The 23,582-nt window shown below is 72.7% G+C and carries 26 protein-coding genes; 6 read left to right on the plus strand and 20 right to left on the minus strand.

Annotation, left to right across the window (positions count from 1 at the left end):
- Positions 1-96: 96 nt before the first annotated feature.
- The 3 genes from GEV28_RS18685 to GEV28_RS18695 are packed head-to-tail and all read right to left on the minus strand — an operon-like array spanning position 97 to position 2,071.
- Positions 97-993 (minus strand): GNAT family N-acetyltransferase, encoded by an 897-nt coding sequence (locus tag GEV28_RS18685; RefSeq protein ID WP_291413369.1) that lies wholly within the window; start codon positions 991-993, stop codon positions 97-99.
- Entirely contained in the window at positions 990-1,430 is a 441-nt protein-coding gene (aroQ, locus tag GEV28_RS18690) for a type II 3-dehydroquinate dehydratase (protein ID WP_291413370.1), read from the minus strand. Before aroQ ends, GEV28_RS18685 begins: the two co-directional genes overlap by 4 nt.
- Complete coding sequence (locus GEV28_RS18695) at positions 1,427-2,071, minus strand: TetR/AcrR family transcriptional regulator (protein ID WP_291413371.1); 645 nt, start codon at positions 2,069-2,071, stop codon at positions 1,427-1,429. Before GEV28_RS18695 ends, aroQ begins: the two co-directional genes overlap by 4 nt.
- Positions 2,072-2,118: 47 nt before the next feature.
- On the opposite strand from GEV28_RS18695, the gene GEV28_RS18700 reads away from it, so the two are divergent.
- Positions 2,119-2,460 (plus strand): rhodanese-like domain-containing protein, encoded by a 342-nt coding sequence (locus GEV28_RS18700; protein ID WP_291413372.1) that lies wholly within the window; start codon positions 2,119-2,121, stop codon positions 2,458-2,460.
- Positions 2,461-2,462: 2 nt separating this feature from the next.
- On the opposite strand, the gene aroB is transcribed toward GEV28_RS18700, so the two are convergent.
- Both aroB and GEV28_RS18710 read right to left on the minus strand, forming a co-directional pair.
- A complete protein-coding gene (aroB, locus tag GEV28_RS18705; RefSeq protein ID WP_291413373.1) occupies positions 2,463-3,539 on the minus strand; it encodes a 3-dehydroquinate synthase in 1,077 nt (358 codons plus the stop codon).
- 71 nt (positions 3,540-3,610) lie between these two features.
- Positions 3,611-4,264 carry a crosslink repair DNA glycosylase YcaQ family protein gene (locus tag GEV28_RS18710; protein WP_291413374.1) on the minus strand — a complete coding sequence of 218 codons (654 nt, stop codon included), beginning with the start codon at positions 4,262-4,264 and terminating at the stop codon, positions 3,611-3,613.
- 211 nt (positions 4,265-4,475) lie between these two features.
- On the opposite strand from GEV28_RS18710, the gene GEV28_RS18715 reads away from it, so the two are divergent.
- Together GEV28_RS18715 and GEV28_RS18720 are read left to right on the plus strand one after the other, a co-directional pair.
- The gene (locus GEV28_RS18715; RefSeq protein WP_291413375.1) at positions 4,476-4,604 is read left to right on the plus strand and encodes a hypothetical protein; all 129 of its coding nucleotides are present in this window, start codon (positions 4,476-4,478) and stop codon (positions 4,602-4,604) included.
- A 258-nt stretch (positions 4,605-4,862) separates the two neighbouring features.
- Entirely contained in the window at positions 4,863-5,774 is a 912-nt protein-coding gene (locus tag GEV28_RS18720) for an SPFH domain-containing protein (RefSeq protein WP_291413376.1), read from the plus strand.
- On the opposite strand, the gene GEV28_RS18725 is transcribed toward GEV28_RS18720, so the two are convergent.
- From GEV28_RS18725 to GEV28_RS18780, 12 genes are all read right to left on the minus strand, one after another.
- A complete protein-coding gene (locus tag GEV28_RS18725) occupies positions 5,771-6,313 on the minus strand; it encodes a shikimate kinase (RefSeq protein WP_291413377.1) in 543 nt (180 codons plus the stop codon). The two genes, GEV28_RS18720 and GEV28_RS18725, sit on opposite strands and share 4 nt — an antisense overlap.
- The gene (aroC, locus tag GEV28_RS18730) at positions 6,310-7,497 is read right to left on the minus strand and encodes a chorismate synthase (RefSeq protein ID WP_291413378.1); all 1,188 of its coding nucleotides are present in this window, start codon (positions 7,495-7,497) and stop codon (positions 6,310-6,312) included. Before aroC ends, GEV28_RS18725 begins: the two co-directional genes overlap by 4 nt.
- Before the next feature lie 355 nt (positions 7,498-7,852).
- Entirely contained in the window at positions 7,853-8,488 is a 636-nt protein-coding gene (locus GEV28_RS18735; RefSeq protein ID WP_291413379.1) for an A24 family peptidase, read from the minus strand.
- A gap of 79 nt (positions 8,489-8,567) precedes the next feature.
- A complete protein-coding gene (locus tag GEV28_RS18740; RefSeq protein WP_291413380.1) occupies positions 8,568-9,137 on the minus strand; it encodes a GrpB family protein in 570 nt (189 codons plus the stop codon).
- A 10-nt stretch (positions 9,138-9,147) separates the two neighbouring features.
- Complete coding sequence (locus GEV28_RS18745) at positions 9,148-10,005, minus strand: shikimate dehydrogenase (protein WP_291413381.1); 858 nt, start codon at positions 10,003-10,005, stop codon at positions 9,148-9,150.
- Complete coding sequence (gene mltG / locus GEV28_RS18750; protein ID WP_291413382.1) at positions 9,995-11,191, minus strand: endolytic transglycosylase MltG; 1,197 nt, start codon at positions 11,189-11,191, stop codon at positions 9,995-9,997. The genes GEV28_RS18745 and mltG overlap by 11 nt, the downstream gene beginning before the upstream one ends.
- Complete coding sequence (gene ruvX / locus GEV28_RS18755) at positions 11,188-11,676, minus strand: Holliday junction resolvase RuvX (RefSeq protein ID WP_291413383.1); 489 nt, start codon at positions 11,674-11,676, stop codon at positions 11,188-11,190. Before ruvX ends, mltG begins: the two co-directional genes overlap by 4 nt.
- On the minus strand, positions 11,673-14,342 hold the full coding sequence (alaS, locus tag GEV28_RS18760; RefSeq protein WP_291413384.1) for an alanine--tRNA ligase: 2,670 nt from the start codon (positions 14,340-14,342) through the stop codon (positions 11,673-11,675). Before alaS ends, ruvX begins: the two co-directional genes overlap by 4 nt.
- A 74-nt stretch (positions 14,343-14,416) precedes the next feature.
- On the minus strand, positions 14,417-14,755 hold the full coding sequence (locus GEV28_RS18765; RefSeq protein ID WP_291413385.1) for a hypothetical protein: 339 nt from the start codon (positions 14,753-14,755) through the stop codon (positions 14,417-14,419).
- The gene (locus tag GEV28_RS18770; RefSeq protein WP_291413386.1) at positions 14,752-15,162 is read right to left on the minus strand and encodes a DUF948 domain-containing protein; all 411 of its coding nucleotides are present in this window, start codon (positions 15,160-15,162) and stop codon (positions 14,752-14,754) included. The genes GEV28_RS18765 and GEV28_RS18770 overlap by 4 nt, the downstream gene beginning before the upstream one ends.
- 74 nt (positions 15,163-15,236) lie before the next feature.
- Positions 15,237-16,061: a TIGR03619 family F420-dependent LLM class oxidoreductase gene (locus GEV28_RS18775; protein WP_291413387.1), complete on the minus strand. Its 825-nt coding sequence runs from the start codon at positions 16,059-16,061 to the stop codon at positions 15,237-15,239.
- Positions 16,058-17,347, minus strand: a complete 1,290-nt coding sequence (locus GEV28_RS18780; RefSeq protein WP_291413399.1) for a replication-associated recombination protein A — start codon at positions 17,345-17,347, stop codon at positions 16,058-16,060. Before GEV28_RS18780 ends, GEV28_RS18775 begins: the two co-directional genes overlap by 4 nt.
- Positions 17,348-17,598: 251 nt before the next feature.
- On the opposite strand from GEV28_RS18780, the gene GEV28_RS18785 reads away from it, so the two are divergent.
- Positions 17,599-18,930, plus strand: coding sequence for an ankyrin repeat domain-containing protein (locus tag GEV28_RS18785; protein WP_367115127.1), 1,332 nt, complete (start codon positions 17,599-17,601; stop codon positions 18,928-18,930).
- Here the strand turns inward: GEV28_RS18785 and GEV28_RS18790 are convergent.
- Complete coding sequence (locus tag GEV28_RS18790; protein ID WP_291413389.1) at positions 18,927-19,703, minus strand: SGNH/GDSL hydrolase family protein; 777 nt, start codon at positions 19,701-19,703, stop codon at positions 18,927-18,929. The genes GEV28_RS18785 and GEV28_RS18790 overlap by 4 nt on opposite strands.
- A gap of 73 nt (positions 19,704-19,776) precedes the next feature.
- Here GEV28_RS18790 and GEV28_RS18795 point away from each other — a divergent pair, with 73 nt between their 5' ends.
- Positions 19,777-20,358, plus strand: coding sequence for a hypothetical protein (locus GEV28_RS18795; protein ID WP_291413390.1), 582 nt, complete (start codon positions 19,777-19,779; stop codon positions 20,356-20,358).
- A gap of 8 nt (positions 20,359-20,366) precedes the next feature.
- Here GEV28_RS18795 and GEV28_RS18800 read toward each other — a convergent pair whose 3' ends face one another.
- Positions 20,367-21,356: a methyltransferase gene (locus tag GEV28_RS18800; protein ID WP_291413391.1), complete on the minus strand. Its 990-nt coding sequence runs from the start codon at positions 21,354-21,356 to the stop codon at positions 20,367-20,369.
- A 108-nt stretch (positions 21,357-21,464) separates the two neighbouring features.
- Here GEV28_RS18800 and GEV28_RS18805 point away from each other — a divergent pair, with 108 nt between their 5' ends.
- Positions 21,465-22,223: a metallophosphoesterase gene (locus GEV28_RS18805; protein WP_291413392.1), complete on the plus strand. Its 759-nt coding sequence runs from the start codon at positions 21,465-21,467 to the stop codon at positions 22,221-22,223.
- 26 nt (positions 22,224-22,249) lie between these two features.
- On the opposite strand, the gene GEV28_RS18810 is transcribed toward GEV28_RS18805, so the two are convergent.
- Positions 22,250-23,449, minus strand: coding sequence for a hypothetical protein (locus GEV28_RS18810; protein ID WP_291413393.1), 1,200 nt, complete (start codon positions 23,447-23,449; stop codon positions 22,250-22,252).
- Positions 23,450-23,582 lie beyond the last annotated feature (133 nt).

The raw sequence follows: 23,582 nt of genomic DNA on the forward strand, positions 1-23,582 counted from the left end.
CGGTGAACAACGCCGCTGGTCTTCGACGGTGCGTGACGCGCATCGTGGAAGCGCCCTCCGAACGGTTGCCCTCGAAACCCTCGAACAGTGTAGGGACTACAGGGTGAGTTGGGCGACGACCAGCTCCAGCTCGAAGCCGTCGTCGTTCTCGAGGTACCCGGCGAGATGCTTCGGACCACCGGCGTGCGGGTGCTTGTCGGCGAACATCAGCCGCCAGCCGTGCTCGGGCGCGGCGGCGACGATCCGGTCCAGGTCTTCCCCCGTTGGCACGTGCAGGGCGAGGTGGTTGAGCCCGGGTCGGGTCCGCTCGTGCCGGTCGCCGCGCCGGTCCGGCGAGTCCTCGACGACGACGTAGGAGGCGCCGTAGCGCCAGCTCACGCCGCGCGGCCAGCGCTGGTACTCGCGCCAGCCGAGCTCGGTGAGGAGCCAGCCGAGCGACTTCTCGGCGCTCGCGAGATCGGACACCCACAGCTCGACGTGGTGCACGCCGCCCGGCTCGGGCAGGCTGACCAGCACGTCGTGAACGGCGCCGTAGTGGTCGCCGGAGCCGACGGCGACGAAGCCGAGCCGCTCGACGAACCGCCGGCCGCGCGGGTTCTGCTCGTGCACGAGCGCGAACACCGCAGGCGCGCCGAGCGTGTGGTGCGCATGGCCGACGATCGCGCGGGCGGCCTCCTCCGCGAACCCGCTCCCCCAGTGCGCGCGGGCCAGGTGCCAGCCGCATTCCAGGACCCCGCCCGGCAGTTCGGTGGAGGTGCGCAGGTGGCCGATGCCGACCATTTCGCCGTCGCGCTCGAAGATCCAGTCGCCGGTGCCGTCGGGGCCGCGGTAGTCGAGCCGGCGCCGGACGAGCGCGACGATCTCGTCCGGGTCGGTGAGGTCGCCCGCGTGGTGCCGGCCGAGCTCGGGGTCGCTGAACATCGCGACGAGCGCGGCGGTGTCATCGGCCGTGATCGGCCGCAGGGTGAGCCGCGGGGTGTGGAGCGTCGTCATGCGGTGGTGGTCGCGTTCTCGGCCAGCCAGTGCAGCGCGAGCCGGTAACCGTCGACGCCGAGGCCGACGATCACGCCGCTGGCCACCGCGGAGACGTAGCTGTGGTGGCGGAACTCCTCGCGCTTGTGCACGTTGGTGATGTGCACCTCGACGAGCGGCGCGGTCAGCTGTGCGCACGCGTCCCGGACGGCGATCGAGTAGTGCGTCCACGCGCCGGCGTTGAGCACGACCGGGATCTTGTGCTCGGCGGCCTCGTGCAGCCAGCCGAGCATCTCGCCCTCGTGGTCGGTCTGCCGGACGGTCACCTCGATGTCCAGCTCCCCGCCGGTCTTCTCGCACAGCCCGACGAGGTCGGCGTAGGTGGTGCGACCGTAGATCTCGGGCTCGCGCATGCCCAGCCTGCCCAGGTTGGGTCCGTTGAGCACCAGCACCTTCATGTCGCACTCCCGTTCGTGAGGATCGATCGAGCCAGGGTAGCCAGCCCCGCGCGGACCCGCGCCGGCCCGATGTCCTCGTGCAGCGCCATTCGCTGGTCGGCCGCCAGCGGCGCGAGCAGGGCGTGCGCGAGGTAGTCGGCGTCGAGGTCCGGGTCGGCCTGGTCGATCAGTACGGCGACGTGCCGGTGCCACAGCCGGTAGGCGCCGATGTCGTAGCGCGCGCCGGGCCGGGCGGTCTCCGACAGGTGCACGAGGTCCAGGTTCTCGTCGAGGAAGTCGACGTACGCCGCGAGGAACGCGACCAGCCGGTCCGCCGGGGCGGCGCCGGGGCCCAGCGGCGGCGGGCCGCTCAGGATGGCCGTCTGGAGATCACGCTCGCGCGCGTCGAGCAGGGCGACGGCGAGGCCGGCCTTGTCGCCGAAGCGGCGGAACAGCGTGCCCTTGCCGACCCCGGCGGCGGCCGCGACCTGGTCCATCGTCACCGAGTCGACGCCGTGCGCGCGGAACAACGCGCGTGCGGCGTCGAGGACCCGGGCGCGGTTGCGGGCGGCGTCGGCCCGTTCCGCGCGCTCGGGCTTCCCGAACCGGACGAGCTCGGCTTCGGTGGAATAAGCGGACCGTGGTCCGGTGTTGCCACTCATGTCATAGCGGACTCTAGTCCGCTTCCAGCTCGCATGAAGGACGAACCATGACCGCACTGATCAGCCGCGACGACCTGCGGGTCGCGATCGAGGCCGGCGCCGTGACCGTCGTCGACGCGCTCGGCGGCGACTACTGGGCGCGCCAGCACCTGCCGGGCGCCGTGCCGCTGGTGGCCGACGACGTGCCGAAGCGGGCCGCCGACCTGCTGCCGGACACGGCCGCCGCGATCGTGACCTACTGCTCGAACCCCGCGTGCCCCAACAGCCAGGCCGTGGCGGACGGGCTCGAGCGGCTCGGCTACGCCAACGTGCGCAAGTACCGGGAGGGCATCGAGGACTGGGTGTCGGCGGGCCTGCCGACCGAGTCCGCCGAGCACGCGCTGGGCTGAGCTCACGCGTTGCTGATCGCCGTGTAGGCGGCGGTCAGCAACGCCGGCTCGGGCGCCTCCAGCCGGCCGGGCTTCGCGAGCCCGTCGAGTACCACGAACCGGAGCACGCCGGCGCGGGTCTTCTTGTCGCCGAGCATTCCCTGGAGCAGGTCCGGTAGCGCGTCGGCGGCGTAGCCGGTGGGCAGGCCGATCGACTCGAGGACCGCGCGGTGCCGGTCGGCCGTGGCGTCGTCGAGCCGGCCGGCCCGGCGGGCCAGCTCGGCCGCGAACACCAGGCCGACGCTCACCGCGGCGCCGTGCCGCCACCGGAAGCCCTCGCGGCGCTCGATCGCGTGGCCGAGGGTGTGGCCGTAGTTGAGGATCTCGCGCAGGCCGGACTCGCGGAGGTCCGCGGCCACGACATCGGCCTTGACCTGGATCTTGCGGCGCACCAGCTCCGCCAGCACGTCGCCGTCCGGGTCGAGCGCGGCCTTCGGGTCCGCCTCGACGAGCGCGAGGATCCGCGGGTCGGCGATGAAGCCACCCTTGACCACCTCCGCCATGCCGGCGGCGAGGTCGTCGGCCGGCAGGGTGCGCAGCGTGGCCAGGTCGGCGAGCACCGCCGACGGCTCGTGGAACGCGCCGACGAGGTTCTTGCCGGCGTCGATGTTGATGCCGGTCTTGCCGCCGACCGCCGCGTCCACCATGCCGAGCAGGGTGGTCGGCACGTTCACCAGACGCACGCCACGCATCCAGCCGGCCGCGACGAACCCGCCGAGGTCGGTGACCGCACCGCCGCCGAAGGCCACGACCGTGCCGCCGCGGTCCATGCCGAGCGCGGCGAGCGCGTCCCAGCACTGCCCGGCGACCTGGAGCGTCTTGCCGGCCTCGGCGTCCGGGATCGCGATCGGGTGCGCGTCGACGCCCGCGGCCCGCAGCCGCTGCCGCACGGTCTCGGCGCCACCGGCGAGCGTCGGCGGGTGGATGACCGCGACCTTGGGCGCGCCGGCAACCTTGTCGACGAGCTCGTCGGTGAGGTCGCGCCCGACCACGACCTCGTACGGCCGCTCGGTGGCCACCCTGATGCGCACCGGCTCCACTGCCTCAGCTCCTCACCGTCGGTTGGTGAGGTGAGCATCGCACCGGCCCGTCGCCGGTATTCAGTTGGGGATCAGTCCAGCTCCACCTCCGTCTTCCCGTCGTGCCCGCGTGCCGCGGCCACGACCTCGCCTTGTCTCTCGACCTCGGCGCGCTGCTTCGCCGTGAGCTTCGTGTGCACCGTGAGCGTGAGCCGCAGTGTGCGACCGGACTGCCGGGCCCGCCACGTGCCGACGATGTCGCCGTCGACCAGCACCACACCGGGGCTGCCGACCGGCCGCCACACCGTCTTGGCGACCGCGCGGTCGGGCACGAGGAACGCCCGACTGCCGAGAGCGACGGCGTCGCGCGGCGGCAGCAGCAGGACCGGCGGCGGCTCCGGCGCGCCCTTCATGGCGGCGAGTGCCTCGGCATGCGCGTGCAGCGGCTTCTCGACGCCGTCGATCCGCACCTCCTCCAGCTCGCCGGCGAGCTCGTCGAAGCTCGGCCGCAGCCAGTCCGGCGGCGCGGTGACCGACCGGGTGTCCAGCCACATCACGAGATCGCCGAGCGTGGCCGGACCGGGCGAGCCGCATGCAGGTGCGGAGCAGCTCGGTGACCGCCGCGCGGTTGTCGCGGTCCACCTCGGGCTCCGCACCCAACCGGAACAGCAGCCGGCGGCCGCCGTGCGGCACCAGCTCGACGCCGGCGTAGAGCGTGCCGAGCCGGAACAGCCCGTCGGCGACATGCGCGCAGCCGCAGCCCTCGCACCAGGGCCGGGCGACCTCGGGTAATCGGGGGCTGACCGCGCCGGACAGTTCGCCCTTGCCGGCCGTGTCGCCGGGGAAGGCGGCCCGGATCTCGGCGGCGACCCGCTGGAGCAGCGCGGGCCCGTCGGCGCCGGACGCGATGAGCTCGTCGCCGTAGCCGCCGAGGTAGGCGCGGAGCATGTCGTTGTCGTGCGGCCACAGCGCCGCGCGAACCAGCGGCAGGTCGGCGCGCCGGTGCAGGTGCGGCGAGCCGCGGACGGTAAGTGCGAGCGCGAGGTCCGGCCGGTCCAGCTCCGCGTGACCCGCCCGCTGGCGTAGGCCCAGCGCGGCGGAGCCGGCCGGCGTGTCCTGCAGGCCGACGGTGAGCACGTCGAGGTCGCCGACCGCGGCGTCGGCAGTGGCATCGACCGTGGCAGCGACCGTGGCGTCACCGAGTAAGCCCTGCGCCCAGACGCGGTAGGAGAGGACGGCCCTTCGATCCAGTTCGACTGCCATGCGCCATGCCTACCAGGAGCCACCGACGGTTTCCGATCGGTGACGGGAGGGCTCCCACCCGCGCCGGGTTCCACTGGTGGCATGACTCGGACCCAGGTTCGCCGGCCGGCCGCGGTGGCCGCGCTCGTCGTCGCCGTGCTCACCCTCGCGGGCTGCTCGATCGCCAACACCTCGCCACAGAACATCGCCGTGCACTACGCGAACGGCTGGTTCGACAGCCGCTCGTTCGTCGACTGCTCCCCCACCGGTCAGCGCAGCATCGACGACGTGCTCGACGACCACTACTTCTATCCGGCCGGACAGCGCACGTTCGCGTTCTCCTCCGACAAGAGCGCCGACTCCGGGCCGCTGTCCGTGGCCACCAGCGACAGCATCGAGCTGGTCGCCCGCGGAACGGTGACGTTCCACCTGAACACCAGCTGCGAGCCCTACACCGACGGGTCGGGCAAGCACTGGCCGGGCGGGCGGCTGCAGAAGTTCCACGAGCAGATCGGGTCGAAGCTGAACGCGTACTCCGAGGACGAGGACTCCGACAACGGCGGCGACGGCTGGCCGCGGTTCGTGAACACCTACATCAAGGATGTCGTGGACCGGGCGCTGGACACGAACGGGCTGAGCTACTCGTGGCCGGACCTGTACGCGAACAACGACATCCGGGAGGAGTGGGAGACCGCGGTCAAGAAGTCGATCCCGGACCTGGTGAAGGCGCAGCTCGGCGACGACCTCGTGCTGATCGACAACGTGCTGCTGCAGAAGCCGGAGGTGCCGGACGCGCTGCGCGACGAGCTGACCAACAACCAGGCGGCGACGTTGCGCGCGCAGACGGCGCGGACCGACCAGCAGGCGGCGGAGACCTTCCCGGGCGGGCTGACCGCCTACCTCGCCTACCAGAACGCGCTGGCGGTGAACGAGGCGATCAAGTCGGGCAAGGTGCAGGTGATCCCGGTGCCGCAGGGCTCGCCGGTGATCGTGTCGCCGCCGTCGGGTCGTTAGTCGGTGGCTCGGTCGGTCGCGACGGGCAGGCTCGCGAGGACGTCGGCCAGGACGTCCTCGGGGGTCCGGCCGCTCGTCGGCACGGTGACGGCGGCGACCTGGGTGTAGACCGGCCGGCGCGTGTTGAGCAGCTCCTTGAGGTGCGCGCGCGGGTTGGGCATGAGCCACGGGTGCAGCGTCACGAGCCCTTCGCGGCGCAGGAGGTGCTCGAGGTCGACGTCGAGGAATACCACGTGATGCGGCTCGAGCAGCTCCGCGACGCCGGGTGCGGTCGGGGTGCCGCCACCGAGGGCGAGGACACCGGTGAACTCGGGCAGCAGCGCGGTGAGCAGCTCGCGCTCGGACGCTTGGAACCGCTCCCGGCCGAGCTGAACCACGAGCTCGCCGGCGGGCAGACCGTGCGCACGTTGCATGTCGTCGTCGAAGTCGCGGAACTCGACGCCGAGGCGCGCGGCGGCCAACCGGCCCACCGTGCTCTTACCCGAACCGGGCGGGCCGACGAGGATCAGTACGGGACCACGCGTGGTCACTGTGGTCACCACCGTTCCTGCAGTGCCTTGAGGTAGGCCTCGGCGTTGCGCCGGGTCTCGGGGAGCGAGTCGCCGCCGAACTTCTCGAGCGCCGCCTCGGCGAGAACCAGGCCCATGACCGACTCCAGCACCACGCCGGCCCGGGGCACCGCGCACACGTCGGACCGCTGGTGGATCGCGACCGCGGGCTCACCCGTCTTGACGTCCACTGTGGACAGTGCACGTGGGACGGTCGAGATCGGCTTCATCGCGACCCGGGTGCGCAGCGGCTCGCCGTTGGTGATGCCGCCTTCCAGGCCGCCGGCCCGGTTGGAGCGCCTGCTGACACCGCTGACGCCGCCCGCGCGGTCGATCTCGTCGTGGGCCTGGCTGCCCCAGCGGCGCGCGGTGGTGAACCCGTCGCCGATCTCGACGCCCTTCATGGCCTGGACGCCCATGAGCGCCCCGGCCAGTCGGGCGTCGAGGCGGCGGTCCCAGTGCACGTGCGAGCCGAGGCCCGGCGGCAACCCGTAGGCGATGACTTCGATGACGCCACCGACCGTGTCGCCGGCCTCCTTGACGGCCTCGACCTCGGCGACCATCGCCTCGGTGGCCGCGGGGTCGAACGCGCGGACCGGGCTCTCGTCGATCCTCGCGAGGTCCTCCGGCTGCGGCGCCGGACCGTCGGGCGCCTCGGCCGTGCCGATGGAGACGATGTGGCTGATGACCTCCACGCCGAGGAGCTGGCGCAGGAAGGCCCGCGCGACGGTGCCGAGGGCCGTGCGGGCGGCGGTCTCGCGGGCGCTGGCGCGTTCGAGGACCGGGCGGGCCTCGTCGAAGCCGTACTTCTGCATGCCGGGCAGGTCGGCGTGACCGGGGCGCGGGCGGGTGAGCGGTTCGTTGCGGGCGAGGCCGGCCAGCTCGTCGGGGTCGACGGGGTCGGCCGCCATGACCTTCTCCCACTTGGGCCACTCGGCGTTGTCGATCCGCACCGCGACGGGGCCGCCCTGGGTGAGCCCGTGGCGGACCCCGCCGAGAAACTCGACGCGGTCGGTCTCGAAGCCCATGCGCGGACTGCGCCCGAGCCCCAACCGCCGGCGGGCGAGCTGCTCACCGAGCTCCATCGTGGTGACCTCGACGCCGGCGACCATGCCTTCCAGCACGGCGACGAGCGCCGGGCCATGTGACTCCCCAGCGGTGATCCAACGCAACACCCGCTGATCCTGTCATGCCCGGCTGACCGCCACCGACCAGGCGTCCTTCGAGTGAGCGGCGGTCGCGACGCCGGGTCGGCCGAGCGTCGGCCCGGAGGGCGTCGGCACAGCGACGCCGCGACGTGGCGGGTCGGCACAGCGACGCCACCGGACGACACAACCACGCCACCGGACGACACAACCACGCGGCAGGGCGACACAGCGACGTGACGGGACGACACAACCACGTGGCGGGGCGACACGGCGACGTGACGGGACGACACAACCACGTGGCAGGTCGACACGGCAGGTGGGTCGGCGCGGTGGCGGGTCGGTCCGTGGTGGCGACCTCGGGTGGGGTGTCGGCATTGGACGGTCACGGCGGGGCCACCGAGCTGCCGGGGAAGACGGCCAGTACACAGGTGGCGGCCAGGAGGCCCGGGCCGTGGGGGATGCCGGACCCGCGGTGCCGGGTCAGCAGGCCCAGGGTGAGGGTCAGCAGCGCGGCCAGGCCCGCCGCCAGGACAATGGCCGGCCAGCCGATCGCGCCCAGGACCGCACCCAGGCTGCCGGAGAGCTTCACGTCGCCCGCGCCCAGCGATGCCGGGCTCGCCAGACGGACCAGCGCGTGCACCGTGCCGAACACCACGGCACCCACCGCCGCGCCGATGGGCAGCGACCAGCCACCGCCCAGGGCGGCGGCCAGAGCCGTGGTGGCCGCCAGAGCCGGGTAGGCGGGCAGGGTGAGCGCGTCGGGCAAGCGCCGGTGGCGAAGGTCGGTGGCCGTGAGCAGGACCGCGAACCACGTCAACACGAGTGGGATCGGGAGCCACCAGGGCGGTAACTGTCCACTCGAGACTCTCCAGCCCAGTACGGCCCACAGGAGGGCCACGGCACCGGCCACCGAACCACTGTGGACGATCGCGCCGCGGCGGAGGCGGGCCAGCAGCCACCGGCCGGCCAGGCCGGAACCGGCGCCTGCCACGGCAAAGGAGAGTGTCGCGAGGGGCATGTCTCCACGGTGCCCGGACCCGCGGCCGGCGGCAAGGACGAACCCGTGCGAATGGTCCTTTCGCCCGGGTTGGCGGAAATCAGCCGCGCGCCTTGGCGATGATCTCCTCGATGAACGACGTCTTCGCGTCCGCGTAGTTCTGCACGTACCGCCACGCCTGCGCGGCCAGCTCGCGCTTCGTCGCCGCGTACCGGTCGCGGTCGTCGTCGTGGGTGCGGAGCCAGTCCCGGAACGACAGCACGCGGTCGATCTCCTCGGCGGCATGGCGCGGGGACCACACGTGCAGGTTCACGCCGTGCGGATCGCCGTCCTCGACCCGGCGCCTGAGGCAACGGTGCTCCAGCCACTCGGGCTCGCGGATGCGCAGCCTGTACCCCGCCGCCACCAGGGCGGGCACGTACGATGGCTCGTCGGCCGTGTCGTCGACCAGCAGCATGACGTCGATGATCGGCTTCGCCGGCAGGCCGGGCACCGACGTCGAACCGGTGTGCTCGACGGACAGCGCCCGCTCCCCCAACGCGTCGAGGATCCGCGCGCGGTCCTCCGCGAACCACGCCGGCCACCTCGGGTCGTAGTCCTCGATCACGACCTTGGTCGCGTACGGCGCCAGCTCTCCGATCGTCACGGCGCGCAGCTGCTCGTCATCCATGACGGACACCTTAGATCCGCAGCGGCAGGATCCCGCCGGTCGCCTCGTGCAGCGCGTCGCGCATCGCCGCGCGGGGGGCCGGCTCGCCGGTGAACTGCTCGACCTGGCCGAACGCCTGGTGCAGCAGCATGTCCAGGCCCGTCGCCAGCACCCCGCCACGCTCGGCGACCGCCGAAGCCAGCGGGGTCGGCCACGGGTGGTAGACCACGTCCAGCACGCACGGGGCCAAGGCCAGCTCCGACGGCGGGACGGCGCCGGCCGGAGCGGTGTTGACCAGCACGGCGGCGCCGGCGGCCAACGCGCCGAACGACGCGGACGACGCGGACGACGCGGACGACCAGCCCACCACCTCCACCGGCAGACCCAGCTTCGCGCCGCACGCCACGGCGGACTCGGCCCTGGCGGGGTCGCGGGCCACCACGTGGGCCCGCGAGATGCCGAGGTCGAACAGGCCGGCGAGCGCGGCACAGGCCGTCCCGCCGGCACCGAGCACGACGCCGTAACCGGAGCCGGCGAACCCGGCCGCGCGCAGCGCGCCGACCACACCGTCCACATCCGTACAGTCCGCGTGCCAGCCGGAGTCCCGCCGTACCAACGTGTTCGCGGCGCCGACGGCCACGGCTCGCGGGGTGGCCGACGAGGCGGCAGCCAGTGCGGCGTGCTTGCCCGGCATCGTCACCGACAGTCCCACCCACGACGAGTCCAAAGAGGACACGAAGGCGGGCAGCCCGGCGGCGGAGACCTCCACCCGGTCGTACGTCCAGGCGGTCAACCCGAGCGCGCGGTACGCGGCCCCGTGCAGGACCGGCGACAGCGAGTGCGCCACGGGCGAGCCGAGCACCGCGGCGCGCCGAACGTCAGTAAGCACCGCGCTCCTGCGCCGCGTCCACGTTCGCCTGGTGCTCGTCGTCCGTCTTCGCGAAGCACGACGTCCCGTCCGTCTGGCAGCGCACGAAGTACAGCCACGGCCCCGCCACCGGCTCGGCGGCCGCTTTGAACGCCTCCGGGCTCGGCGCCGAGATCGGCGTCGGCGGGAGGCCGCTGTTCTGGTAGGTGTTGTACGCGCCCGCCTTGTCGCGGTCCTCGTCGTTGGTGCGGATCGCGGGCCGGTCCAGCACGTAGTTGACCGTGGAGTCGTACTGCAGCTTTGTCCGCTGTGCGAGCCGGTTGTACGTCACCCGCGACACCTTGCCGAAGTCCTTCTCAATGGCCTCGCGCTCGATCAGCGACGCCATGACCAGCACCTGGTACGGCGTGAAGCCGGTGGGCTGCGCGATGTTCGGCATGCCGACGGCCTGCAGCTGCGTGGCCGACTCGCCCACCAGCTGCTTCCACAGCTCGTCGGCGGTCGCGCCGGGCTTGACGTCGTACACGCCCGGCATGACCAGGCCCTCGAGCCTGCGCTCCGGCTGCGCCTTGGTCGCGTACGGCAGCGCCCAGTCCGGCACGCCGAGCTTGGCCAGGTCGGCCTTCTTCATGGCCTCTCGCAGCTGCTCGGGCTTCACACAGGTGCTCTTGCCGTTCAGCTCGGCGCACGACGCCTTGGCCAGCAGCGACACGATCCCCGCCGTCGTCTTGTCGCCGTTCTTGATGTCGTCGAGCTGCAGTCCCGCCTTGATCTGCAGGTTCCCGACCTTGGCGTCCTCGGCCACGATCTGGGTCACCGCGGCCGCGCCGGAGGACTTCGTCTTCATCACGTAGTAGCCGGGCTGCACCGCGCGCACCCGCTCGTCGGACTCCGCGGCGGTGACGAACGCCCGCGAGCTCGCGACGACGTCCGACTCGGCGAGCGTGGCGGCGATGTCGCCGGTGGACTCGCCGTCCTTGACCTCGATGACGACCTGGGTCTCGCCCGCGCCCGAGTAGTCGTCGTAGCTGCCGATGTCCATGATCTGCCGCAGACCGTAGTAGCCGCCCGCCGCGATGATCCCGAGCACGACCACCATGCTGACCCACAGCACCGTCCGGCGTTTGCGCTTGCGGGGTGGCTTGCGCAACGGGCGTCTGCGTTCGGTGCGGGCGTCGGAGAACAGGTCGAGCTCGTCGTGGGTCATGGTTGCCGTGCCTCCGGAGGCAGGTTCCGGGCCCGTTCGTCCAACCAGGCCTGCAGGATCTCGACGGCCGCCGCCTGGTCGACCACCGCACGCTGCTTCTTGCCGCGTACCCCTCGGTCGCTGAGCATCTTGGTGGCGCTCACCGTGGTGAGCCGCTCGTCGGCCAGCCGGATCGGCACCGGACGCACCCGCGTCGCCAGCCGCCTGGCGTATACGACCGCGCCGGCCGCCGCCTTGCCGTGGCGGGCCGCGAGCGTCCTCGGTAAACCGATCACCACTTCGACCACCTCGTGCTCGACAACGAGCTCGGCCAGCCGATCGAGATCCGTGCCCGAGCGCTCGTCGCGGGACAGCGTAACGAGTGGCGTCGCGAGGACGGGACCCGGATCGCTCAGCGCGACCCCGACCCGCACGGATCCGACGTCGACGCCCAGCCGGCGGCCGGGTCCCGGATCATCGAGACCCGGCCGGTCCGGCTCGGTCACGCAGAGCCCTCCGCGAGCGTTCGGCGGAGCACGGCCACCGCCTCCGGCACGCCTGCCGGGTTGCCGCCACCGCCCTGCGCGAGGTCGGGCTTGCCGCCTCCGCGACCGCCGATGGCCTGGGCGAACGCCGGAACGAGCTTGCCGGCGGCGAGGCCGTTGTCGCGGGCCGCGGACGTGGTGGCGACGACGAAGCTGACCTTCGGGCCGTCGGCGGAGAACAGCGCCACGACACCCTGCCGGGCGCCGAGCCGGTTGCGCACCTCCGACGCCAGCGAGCGCAGGTCGTTGCCGCCGATGCCGTCCGGTGTGGCGACCGCGACCAGCGCGGTGCCGTGCACGTCCTCCGCCTGGTCCGCGAGCGTGCCCGCGGACGACAGCAGCTGGGCGCCGCGGAGCTTCTCGAGCTCCTTCTCCGCCGCGCGCAGCCGCTCGACGGTCTGCCCGATGCGCTCCGGCAGCTCCTCGACCGGCACCTTGAACTGCTCGGCGAGCTGGCCGACCAGCACGTGCTCGCGCGCGAGGAACCGGAACGCGTCGAGCCCGACCAGCGCCTCGACCCGGCGCACACCGGCGCCGATCGACGCCTCGGACAGCAGCTTGACCACGCCGATCTCGCCGGAGCGGTGCACGTGCGTGCCGCCGCACAGCTCCTTGGAGTAGTCGCCGATGGTGATGACGCGGACCTTCTCGCCGTACTTCTCGCCGAAGAACGCGATGGCGCCGGACTTGCGTGCCTCGTCGAGCGTGGTGACCTCGGCACGCACGTCGTAGTCGTTGAGCAGCACGTCGTTGACCTCGTCCTCGACGTCCGCGAGCACGCTGGCCGGCACCGCGCCCGCGGGTGAGGTGAAGTCGAACCGCAGCCGGCCCGGCGCGTTGAGCGAACCCGCCTGCGCGGCCTGGGTGCCCAGCGCCCGCCGCACCCCCGCGTGCACCAGATGGGTGGCCGAGTGCGAGCGGGACACCGCGCGCCGCCGGCTCGGGTCTACCTCCGCGTTGACTCCCGCGTCGAGGGTGACCTCGCCGGAGACCACCTTGCCGCGGTGCACGTTGAGGCCGGCGACGGGCGACTGCACGTCGTGCACCTGGACCTCGAACCCGTCGCCCACGAGGCGGCCGGTGTCGGCGAGCTGGCCGCCGCCCTCGGCGTAGAACGGGGTGCGGTTGAGCACGACCTCGACCTCGGCGCCCGCGCCCGCCGCGACGGCGGGCTCGCCGTTCGCGATGAGCCCGACGACCGTGGCCTCGGAGGTGAGGTCGCGGTAGCCGAGGAAGTCCGTGCCGCCGTGCTTGTCCAGGATCGACCGGTACGCGCCGCCGTCACCGTGCCCGACCTTGCGCTGGGCCGCGTCCTCCTTGGACCGCTGCCGCTGCTCGGCCATCAGCCGGCGGAAGCCGTCCTCGTCGACGGACAGACCCTGCTCGGAGGCCATCTCCAGGGTCAGGTCGATGGGGAAGCCGTACGTGTCGTGCAGCTGGAACGCCTTGTCGCCGGCCAGGACCGTGCCGCCCGACTGCTTGGTCTCGCCGGCCGCCAGGTCGAAGATCTTCGAGCCGCTGGTGAGCGTGGTGAGGAAGGCGTCCTCCTCGTTGCGCACCACGGAGTTGATCCGGTCGAACTGCGTGACCAGCTCGGGGTAGGCCGGGCCCATGGTGTCCCGCACGACCGCGGCGAACTCGCCGAGCACCGGCTCGTTCACGCCGAGCAGGCGCACCGAGCGGACGATCCGGCGCAGCAGCCGGCGCAGCACGTAGCCACGCGCCTCGTTGGCCGGGGTGACGCCGTCGCCGATCAGCATGACGCCGCTGCGCGCGTGATCGGCGATGACCCGGAACCGCACGTCGTCGACCGGGTCGGCGCCGTAGCGGCGGCCGGAGATCTCCTCCGCCCTGGTGATCACCGAGCGGACCAGGTCGGTCTCGTAGATGTTGTGCACGCCCTGCAGCAGGAACGCGACACGCTCTATCCCCAGCCCGGTGTCGATGTTCTTCGCCGGCAGCTCGCCGATCGGCGGGTGGTCCTCCTTCGGGGACAGCTCGCCGCGCTCGTCCTGCATGAAGACGAGGTTCCAGATCTCGAGGTAGCGGTCCTCGTCGGCGACCGGGCCGCCGGGCCTGCCGAACGCCTCGCCGCGGTCGTAGTAGATCTCCGAGCAGGGGCCGCCGGGGCCGGGCACGCCCATGTCCCAGTAGTTGTCCTTGCCGCCGCGGCGCTGGATGCGCTCGTCGGGCAGGCCGGCGATCTTGCGCCACAGCTCGATGGCCTCGTCGTCGGTCTGGTAGACGGTGACCCAGATGCGCTCGGGGTCGAAGCCGTAGCCGCCGTCGGACTGGCTGCCGGTGACCAGCTGCCAGGCCTGCTCGATCGCGCCAGCCTTGAAGTAGTCGCCGAAGGAGAAGTTCCCGGCCATCTGGAAGAACGTGAGGTGCCGGGTGGTCTTGCCGACCTCGTCGATGTCGCCGGTGCGCACGCACTTCTGCACGCTGGTGGCGCGCGGGTACGGCGGCGGCTCCGCACCGAGGAAGTAGGGCTTGAACTGCACCATCCCCGCGTTGACGAACAGCAGGTTCGGGTCGTCGAGGATGAGCGACGCGCTGGGCACGAGGGTGTGCCCGGCGGACGTGAAGTGATCGAGGAATCGCTTGCTGATCTCGTGTGTCTGCACGGTGTGTCCTAGGAAGGTGTGGAACCGACGGGAGTCCGACTACGGCGAACAGCCACGCGCCGCGCGGGCGCGGGTCAGCTGCCCGCCCGGCGAGCTCGCGCGTCGCGGGACGCGGGACGCGGCCGCGCCGGCCGGTCGTCCCGCTTGTCGCCACGAACACCCAGCGCGTGGCGAGCCACGGGACTGACGCCCGATCGCTGCTCCACCACTTCGGACAACTCCTCTTCGCGTTCGACCATGCCCGCGCGGACGTCGGCGCCGAACGAGCCGATGGCGCCGGCCAGCTCGCGCATGGCCTCCCCCAGGTTGCCGGCGATACCGGCGGGCGTGGCCTGACGTGCGGTTTCCTTCGCCTTCTTGGACAAGGCTACGCCGGCGGCGACACCCACCCCAAGCCAAAAAAGACGTTTCACCGCTTGGCTCCCTTGCGCTTCCCCCGTCGCGCGTGTTTCCCGTCGCCGGCCTCCTTGGCTTTGCGGCGGGCCTTGAGCGCCTTGCTGACGCCGTAGGAGAACGCGGCCGCCTTGACCAGCGGGCCGCCGAGGGTGGCGGTGAACACCGAGGTCAGCGCGGAGACGTTGCCGGTGACGGCCTGCGCGTTGGCGGTCATGCCGTCCACCCGCTCGAGCTGGGTGTTGACGTGCGTGAGGGTGGTGTTCGCCTCGCTGAACAGCGGGTCGGTGTTCGTATGCGCCTTGCGGATCGCGATCGTGGCCTCGTCGAGCGTGCGCCCGAGCTTGAACAGAACGACCGCCAGCAGCAGAACGAGCAGTACGAACGCGCCGGCCGCGATCAGCGCGGCGAGCTGCCCTGCTGACACGAGCCCTCCTCGGGGTGAACGTCTCGGAATTGCGCGTCAGGCTACCGCGCGACCACGACGGCGGCCTGTCCGGATCACCAGGTGCGTGCCAGCAGGTCGGCGTGCCCGTCGAGGGTGCGCACGGTGGCGTCCCGACCGGCCCGCGGGAGCTCCAGCAGGACCCGGTCGACGCCGGCCTCCGCGAGCACGGCGAGGGCGGCCACGTCGGCCGGCGCGTTCATGACGGTGACCGGGAGCTCGCGGCCGAGCTCGGCGGCGCGGCGGCGCATCTCGGCGATGTCGGCCGCGAGCGGCTCGGTGTCACCCGGGTAGATGGGCAGCCAGCCGTCGGCGTACTGGGTGATCTTGCGCCAGGCCGGGTCGAGGCCGCCGCCCGCGAGGACGGTGGGTCCGCCGACCGGCTTGGGCCACGAGTACAGCGGGGCGAAGTCGACGTGCTCGCCGTGGAACTCGGCCTCGTCCTTGGTCCAGATCTCGCGCATGGCCAGCATGTGCTCGCGCAGCACGGCGACCTTCTTCTTCGGGTCGACGCCGTGCGAGGCCAGCTCGCCGGCGTGCCATCCGGGGCCGACGCCGAGGACGACGCGGCCGCCGGAGAACGCGTCGAGGGTGGCGACGGCCTTGGCGGTGGCGATCGGCTCGTGCTGCGCCGCGAGCAGGACCGCGGTGCCGAGGGTGAGCCGCTCGGTGGCGCCGGCGATGACGGCGAGCGTGGTGAGCGGGTCGGCGATGCGGGGGTGGATGCGGTCCTGCTCGTCGCCGGGCTTGGCCGAGGCGACCGGCAGGTTGGTGTGCTCGCCGAGGAACAACCCCTCCACGCCGCGCTCCTCCAGCTCCCGGCCGAGCTGGGCGGGAGGGATGCCGTCATCGACGAGCACGTACCAGTAGCCGATCCTCATGAGTCCCCCCTGATGGCCCGGCGGAGCTTGGGCACGCGCTCGGCGAGCGCGCGTTCGGCTCCGCGCTGGGTCGGTTGGTAGTAGTCGACGCCGACGAGCTCGTCCGGCGGGTACTGCTGGTCGAGCACGCCCTCCGGGACGTCGTGCGGGTAGCGGTAGCCGGTGGCGTTGCCGAGCTTCTTGGCGCCGGCGTAGTGGCCGTCGCGCAGGTGGGCCGGGACGGTGCCGGCGGCGCCCTCCCGGACATCCTGCATGGCCTTGGAGATGGCCGTGGTGACGGCGTTGGACTTGGGTGCGGTGGCCAGATGGACCGTGGCCTGCGCGAGGTTGAGCGCGCACTCGGGCAGGCCGATCAACTGGACCGCCTGGGCCGCGGCGGCGGCGGTCTGCAGCGCGGTGGGGTCGGCCATGCCGATGTCCTCGCTGGCGTGGATGACCAGGCGGCGGGCGATGAACCGCGGGTCCTCCCCCGCTTCGATCATGCGCGCGAGGTAGTGCAGCGCGGCGTCGACGTCGGAGCCGCGGATGGACTTGATGAACGCGCTGATGACGTCGTAGTGCTGGTCGCCCTGGCGGTCGTAGCGGACCGCGGCCTTGTCCACTGTGGACTCGACGGTGGCGAGGTCGATGGTGCCGTCGTTCGTGGCGAGCGCGGAGTCGGCGGCGGCCTCCAGCGCGGTGAGCGCGCGCCGGGCGTCGCCGCCGGCGAGCCGGACGACGTGGTCCTCGGCGTCCTGCTCGAGGGTGGCCGCGCCGCCCAGACCGCGCTCGTCGTCGAGCGCGCGGCGGACCAGCGCCCGGACGTCGTCGTCGGTGAGCGAGCGGAGCTGCAGGACGAGCGAGCGGGACAGCAGCGGGGAGACGACCGAGAAGAACGGGTTCTCGGTGGTGGCGGCCACGAGCAGCACGATGCGGTCCTCGACGGCGCCGAGCAGGGCGTCCTGCTGGGTGCGGGAGAAGCGGTGGACCTCGTCGATGAACAGGACCGTGGACTCGCCGGAGTGGGTGAGCCTGCGGCGGGCCTCCTCGATGACCCCGCGGACCTCCTTCACCCCGGCGGACAGCGCGGACAGCGCGACGAACCTGCGGCCGATCGCGTTCGACACCAACATGGCGAGCGTGGTCTTGCCGGTGCCGGGCGGGCCGTGGAGCAGCAGCGAGGCGGGAGCGGCGCCCTCGACGAGGCGGCGCAGCGGGGCACCGGGGCCGAGCAGATGGTCCTGGCCGAGTACCTCGCCGAGGTGCGCGGGCCGCATGCGCACGGCGAGCGGCGCGTTCGCGGCGATCCGCGCGCTGCCGCCGGGATGCGCTTGCTCCTTCGGCGGGCCGTCGAACAGTTGCAGGTCGAGCCCATCGTCCACGTGCTGGACGCTACCCGCGCCCACCGACAGCGATTACCATCGGCTCGCGCGGCCCGGGGCCGCGTCCTGGTTCGCGGACAGGGCCGAGCCCACCCCGGTCTCGTTTGTCGGGTGCACGTGCCTTCTGCCCCGCCCGGTGCCAGCGAACCTCGGGCGTTTCGGGTATGGAGGTTGTCGTGACGCTACCCGCTGCCGTAAGTCTCGAGCAGCTGCGCAAGCAGGCCAAGGACCTGCGCCGGGCGCGCTCGCTCAAGCTTGCCGAGGCCCAGCTGCTGATCGCCCGTCGATACGGGTTCCCGAGCTGGCCGAAGCTGCGTGCCTATGTCGACCGGGTGGCGACCGCCGGCCGGTCGCTGCAGCACGCGTTCGAGGCCGACCCGGACTACTACGCCGGCCGGGCCGGCGGGCTGCTGTCCTCGGCCCAGGACGGGACCCCGGCCGCGGTGGCCGCGTTCGCCAGGTGGTCGGCGCCGCTGACCGCGGCCGGCGCGCGGCTGGTCGTGGCGCGCAACCACGGGTTCACGTCGTGGCCCGTGCTGCGCCGGCACGTCGGTGACCTGGACGCCGAGCCGTTCGCGCGGGCGTTCCGGGCCTTGCGGGCCCAGGACGTCGACGGGCTGACCGAGCTGCTGGACACCTTCCCCGAGCTGGTGACCGCGGTCGGCACCAACGGCAACGACCTGCTTGGCCTGGCGTCGGCGACGTGCGACGAGCGGCTGGTGTCGGCCTTGCTCGAGCGTGGCGCGGACGTGGCGCACGGGAACGCGCACGGGTGGACGGCACTGCACCAGGCCGGCTACGCGAACCTGCCGCACATGGCGCGGGTGCTGATCGCCGCCGGCGCGCCGGTCGACGTCTCCGCCCGCGGCGACGGTGGCACGCCGCTCGCGGCCGCGTTGTTCTGGGGCAACCGCGAGGTCGCCGCCGTGCTGGCCGCACACGGGGTGGTGCCGCGGAACCTGCGGACGGCCGCCGGGCTGAACGACGTCGCGCTGGTCGAGGAGCTGTGGGACTCGCCGGATGCCGGGGCGCACCGTGGCTTCTACCGGCCGCACGGCGGTTTCCCCGCATGGCGGCCGTCCGACGCGATGACCGAGATCCGCGACGAGGCCATGAGCTGGGCCGCGCGCGCCGACGCGGTGGACGCGATCTCCGCGCTGCGCCGGCTCGGCGCGTCACCGGACGCGAACGTCTACCAGGGCACGCCACTGACCTGGGCCGCGGCGCAGGGCCGGGTGGCCGCGGTGCGGCGGTTGCTCGCGCTGGGTGCGGCACCGTCCGCGGTCGGCACGTTCGGCGGCCCGCACCACGGGGTCGGCACGACCGCGCTGCACCATGCCGCGGAGGGCGGTCACCTGGAGGTGATCGAGGTGCTGCTGGACGCCGGCGCGGACCCGACCGTCGTCGACGACCTGTACGGCGGCACCCCGGCGAACTGGGCCGGCCACGGCGGCCACGAGGACGCCCGCGAGCTGCTGCTGAGCCGCGGCGGGACGGAGCGGACCTAAGACACCTCGTCGAGGAGGACCGGGCCGAGGTCGGGGCGTTTGGCGGTGCGGCCGGTGCCCGACGAGACACCCCGGATGCGGCGACCGATCCAGGGGCCGAAGAAGTTCGCGATCCAGCGCAGCTCGGTGCCGGTCGCGCGGACGAGGCCCGGGCGGGGCAGGACCGGCAGCGGCTGGGTCCACGAGTCGTCGCTGCCGGGCAGCTCCAGCACGTGCGCCATGGCCGCGGCGATCAGCGCGTGTCCGACCGGGCTCGCGTGCAACCGGTCCGCCGACCAGATGCGCGAGTCGGTGGTGACCTCGACCGAGAAGGCCTCCACGACGCGGACGCGGTGGCGGGTGGCGGCGGCGCGGACGGCGGCGTTGAGGGCGAGCACCCTCGGCACGAGCGGCCGGGCCAGCGGGGTGATCTTGCCGATGTTCGGGAAGGTGACGGTGGCGACCGTCGCGCCGGCCCCGGTCAGCGCCGCGAACATCGCCTCCAGGTGGCCGACCACCTCGGGGACGTCGAACTTCGGCCGGAGCAGGTCGTTGAGGCCGGCGACGACGGTGGCGAGGTCGGGCTCCAGGGCGAGTGCGGACCCGAGCTGCTCGGCACGCACCTCCCCGGCGAGCTTTCCGCGGACCGCGAGGTTGGCGTACAGCAGCTCCGGGTTGGTCCCGGCGAGCGCGGCCGCGAGCCGGTCGGCCCAGCCGCGGTAGCCGCCGACCTCGTCGCCGTCGCCGATACCTTCGGTCTGACTGTCGCCGAGCGCGACGTAACGCGAGTACACCCTGGTGCCTCCCCTGCTCCGGCGGTTCATCCGACGATCACTCGCAGAGTATCCGCGGAGATACGCTGCGGACGTGCAGCGAGCAACCCGCCTTCCCGACGACACCAAGCTGGTCGTGCACCCGAACCGGGGTTCGGCGGTGCGGGAGCAGCTGCCCTCGACCGTGGTGTTCGCGCTGACGACGGTGGCCGCCGGCTTCGGCGTGGCCGCCACCGGGGCGTTCGGCGGGTGGCTGGTCATCGGGGTGCTGTGCGCGTTCGGGGTGGTGCTGGAGCTGCTGGTCCTGCGCTCGGAGATCGCGCTGGGCCCGGCGCTCGCCGCGGACGCCGAGCACGTGTGGGTGCGGGTCGGCGGGTTCCTGCGGCCGGCGTCGATGCGCCTGGACTGGGCGGAGATCACCACCGTCGGACTGCGCACCTGGCAGGGCAGGCGCAACGCGACCGCGCGCTACCTGACGATCCTGGTGACCGACGAGGCCAAGGCGACCCTCGACGGCGAGCTGGCGGGGGTGCTCGACCGCCGCATGCGCCGCCTCGCGACGACGTTCGGCTCCCCGCTGGCGATCTCGGCGAAGCACAAGGCGGAGACCCTGGACGACACGGTCCGTGGCCTGGGCGCCCTGGCCCCGGACGGGGTCCGCTTCACCAGCGCCTGACGCTCCCGCTACGGGCTCGTCAGCTCCAGCACCGCGATCTCGCCCGACGTGTGGACCGCCGCGACCACCAGCCCCACGCTCTCGGCGAGCGCGGTGAGCTCGATGACGTCGCGGATGCGGCCGCCCAGCCACGCCAGGTTGCGCAGGTCCGAGCTCGTCGACGCGCCCATGGCGACCCGCTCGATCACGAACACCGCACCGTCCGCGCCCGCGGCGTCCGCGCAGCGGCGCAGGATTCGCCGGGCGTCCGCATCGCCCCAGTTGTGGATCACCGCGGAGAGCAGGTAGCCCTCGGCGCCTGCCGGCAGTGGCTCGAAGAAGTCGCCGGACACCGCGTCGGCGCGGTCGGACAGGCCCGCCGCGTCGATGAGCTTGCGGGCCGTCTCCGCCGTGCCGGGCAGGTCGAGCACCCTGCCGCACAGCGCCGGGAACTCGTTCAGCAGCGCGATCAGCAGCGCACCGTTGCCGCCGGCCCACGTCGACCACGTCGCCGAGCGAGCCCCAGTCGTAGGCGGCCACGATGTCCGGTGCCTCCACCCCCACCGCCGCGCCGCGGGCGTCGTCGAACGCCGCGGCGCGCGCCGGGTCGGCGGCCAGGTCCGTCCAGTACAGCCGCCTGTACTGGGCCGGAAACGCGGGCTCGCCGGTACGCACGCTGTGCAGCAGCCGCACAAGCGACAGGTCGCCGCGACCGGCCGGTCCCTCGATGTCCCACTCGGCACGCAGCCCGGCCGGATGGTCGTAGCGCAGGACGCCGCCCGGGCGGTCAGCCCGTAGCGGCCGGTTCCGTCGTGGCGCAGCAGGCCGACCCCGACCAGGTGCCGCAGCAGCCGGTCCAGCGCGTCCGGATCCGCACCGGCCTCCTCTGCGACCTCCGCGGCCGTCCGCCCACCGTCCAGCCGGTCCGCGATGCGTAGGGTCGCCGCGACCCGGATCGCCATCGGCGTCACCAGATCCGCCAGCGCGGAGAGCCTCCCGACCTCGTCGTCGACCACCATCTCACGTTACGTCCCGCCGCCAGGGGTCGCAGATCGCGCGGACCGCGACGCCGTCCGCCCGCCGCGAAACCTCTGGTGCGCGGGGACGAGGGCAACCAGGCTGGCCGCATGGTTGACACAGTCGCGGTCCTGTCCGACATCCACGGCGTCCTGCCGGCCCTGGAGGCGGTGCTAGCCGAGCCCGACGTGCGCGACGCGGACGCCGTCGTGCTGACCGGCGACATCGCGCTCGGCCCGCAACCCGTGCGGACCCTCGACCGCCTGCGCGAGCTCGGCGACCGGGTCCACTGGGTCAAGGGGAACTGCGAGCGCGAGATGGTCGGCTTCGCCCACCAACCCGAGGTGGAGACGTCGTTTCCCATCGGACCGTGGTCCGCGGGACGGCTCCGCGCGGACCAGCTCGAGCTGATCGACCGGCTCCCTGGCACGCTCACCCTCGACGTGCGTGGGCTGGGCGAGGTGCTCTTCTGCCACGCCACCCCGCGCGACGACGAGGAGTTCGTTTTCGTCGACAGCGAGCTGTCCCGCTGGGCCGAGGTGTTGGCCGACGTGCCCGACACGGTGCGCACCATCGTGTGCGGCCACACCCACATGCCGTTCGCCCGGCTCGCCGACCGGCGCACGATCGTCAATGCCGGGAGCGTCGGCATGCCTTACGGCACAACGGGTGCGCAGTGGGCCTTGCTGGCCGGCGGCACGGTCCAGCTGCGCCGGACGGAGTTCGACCGCGCGGCCGCGGCCGCCGCGATCGAGTCCGACTGCGACTTTCCCGGGCTCGCCGAGTTCCTCGACTTCTACGTGCGCAACCCCCCGTCCGACGTCGAAGCGTTGACCAGCTTCAAGGAACAGCTCGCGACCAAGAGCTGATCACGGGCCACCGACGGTTTCGGCGGTCAGCGGAACGCGGGGTAGAGCGGCAGTGCATCGTCGTGGCCGAACCGGACCCGCAGGGCGTCACTCACCTTCGCGGAGTGCTCGGCGACCGCGGCCACCCCGGACGCTTCCGCCGCCTCGGCCAGCCTGCGCCACCGGTCGGTGAGCACCAGCGTGTCGGGCGGCGTGTCGGCCAGGCTCGTCGAATGGGACTGCGCGGCCTCGGGCCGGGTGAAGAACTGCCACGTGGTGAACCACACCCAGAACAGCTGCGCGTCGAGCAGCCGCGGCAGCAGCACCGCGTCGTCGTCGAGGTCCGGCCAGACGACCTTCACCTCGGCACGCCAGCCGGCGAACATCGCGTCGGTCATCCCGGCCGGGAGCGCGAACGGGCACCAGCACGACGGGAACGGCACCCGCAGGTACGCCGCGTCCAAGATCGCGTTGCGCACGCAGCCGCCCTCGAAGTCGAGGAACCGCACTCCTCTGCTGGTGATCAGGTTGTTGTCCGGGCACGAGTCGGAGGGGCTGAACGCGCGGTGCCGGCCGGTCTCCAGCAGTTGACGACTGCTCCCCGCGTGCTCGTTGGCCTCCTCCGGGGTCGACAGGCCGAGCTCGGCGTCGAGCAGCGCGGGCAGCGCGGCGAGCGCGGTGGCGCCGTCGACGGCCAGCGGGTCCTTGAAGTCGGGCACCGTGAGGCGGCGCTCCAGCGCGTCGAAGTCGGCCTCGCGGCCCGCCGTGGTGGCGTGCAGCCGGCCCAGCGAACGCGAGTAGGACAGCAACGCGCGTTCGGCGGCCCTGGCGTCGTTGCCGAGCAGCTTGTCGGCGAGCGTGGGCGCGCCGCCGAGGTCCTCGAGCACCACCAGCCGGCTGTCCGCGCCGTGCGCGAAGAGCTCGGGGCACATCCGGTCCTCGGACGCGAGCGCGGTGAACAGTTGGTAACTCGCCGCCTCGCGGACGAAGCTGTCGCAGTGCCGGTCGAGCGGCTCCAGATAGCGCTTCAGCACGAGCGTGCGCGGCAGGGAGAACGGGCTCGTCGCCACCCTGACCCGCAACACCACGGATCGCTCGCTGCCACCGAGATCCTGCGGCTCGGACAGCTTGATCGTGGCGCCGAACCGGCGGCTGAGCACAGACTCCGCCGCGACCACGGTCGCCAACACCTCGGGATCCGCTTCGCCGCCAAGTGTCGGCGGGTCGGCGGCGGTTTCCACACTCATCTCCTCAGACCCTACTCCCGCTCCTGGCACTGACCGTAGTCGTGTCCATCGATCAAGTAGCCAGGATTTCGGGGACAAATAACGAAAACAGGTTCATGTCGAGCACGCTGCGGCCGCGCGGAGAAATCTCGGC

This window comes from Actinophytocola sp. (assembly GCF_009379765.1).
Lineage (GTDB): Bacteria > Actinomycetota > Actinomycetes > Mycobacteriales > Pseudonocardiaceae > Actinophytocola.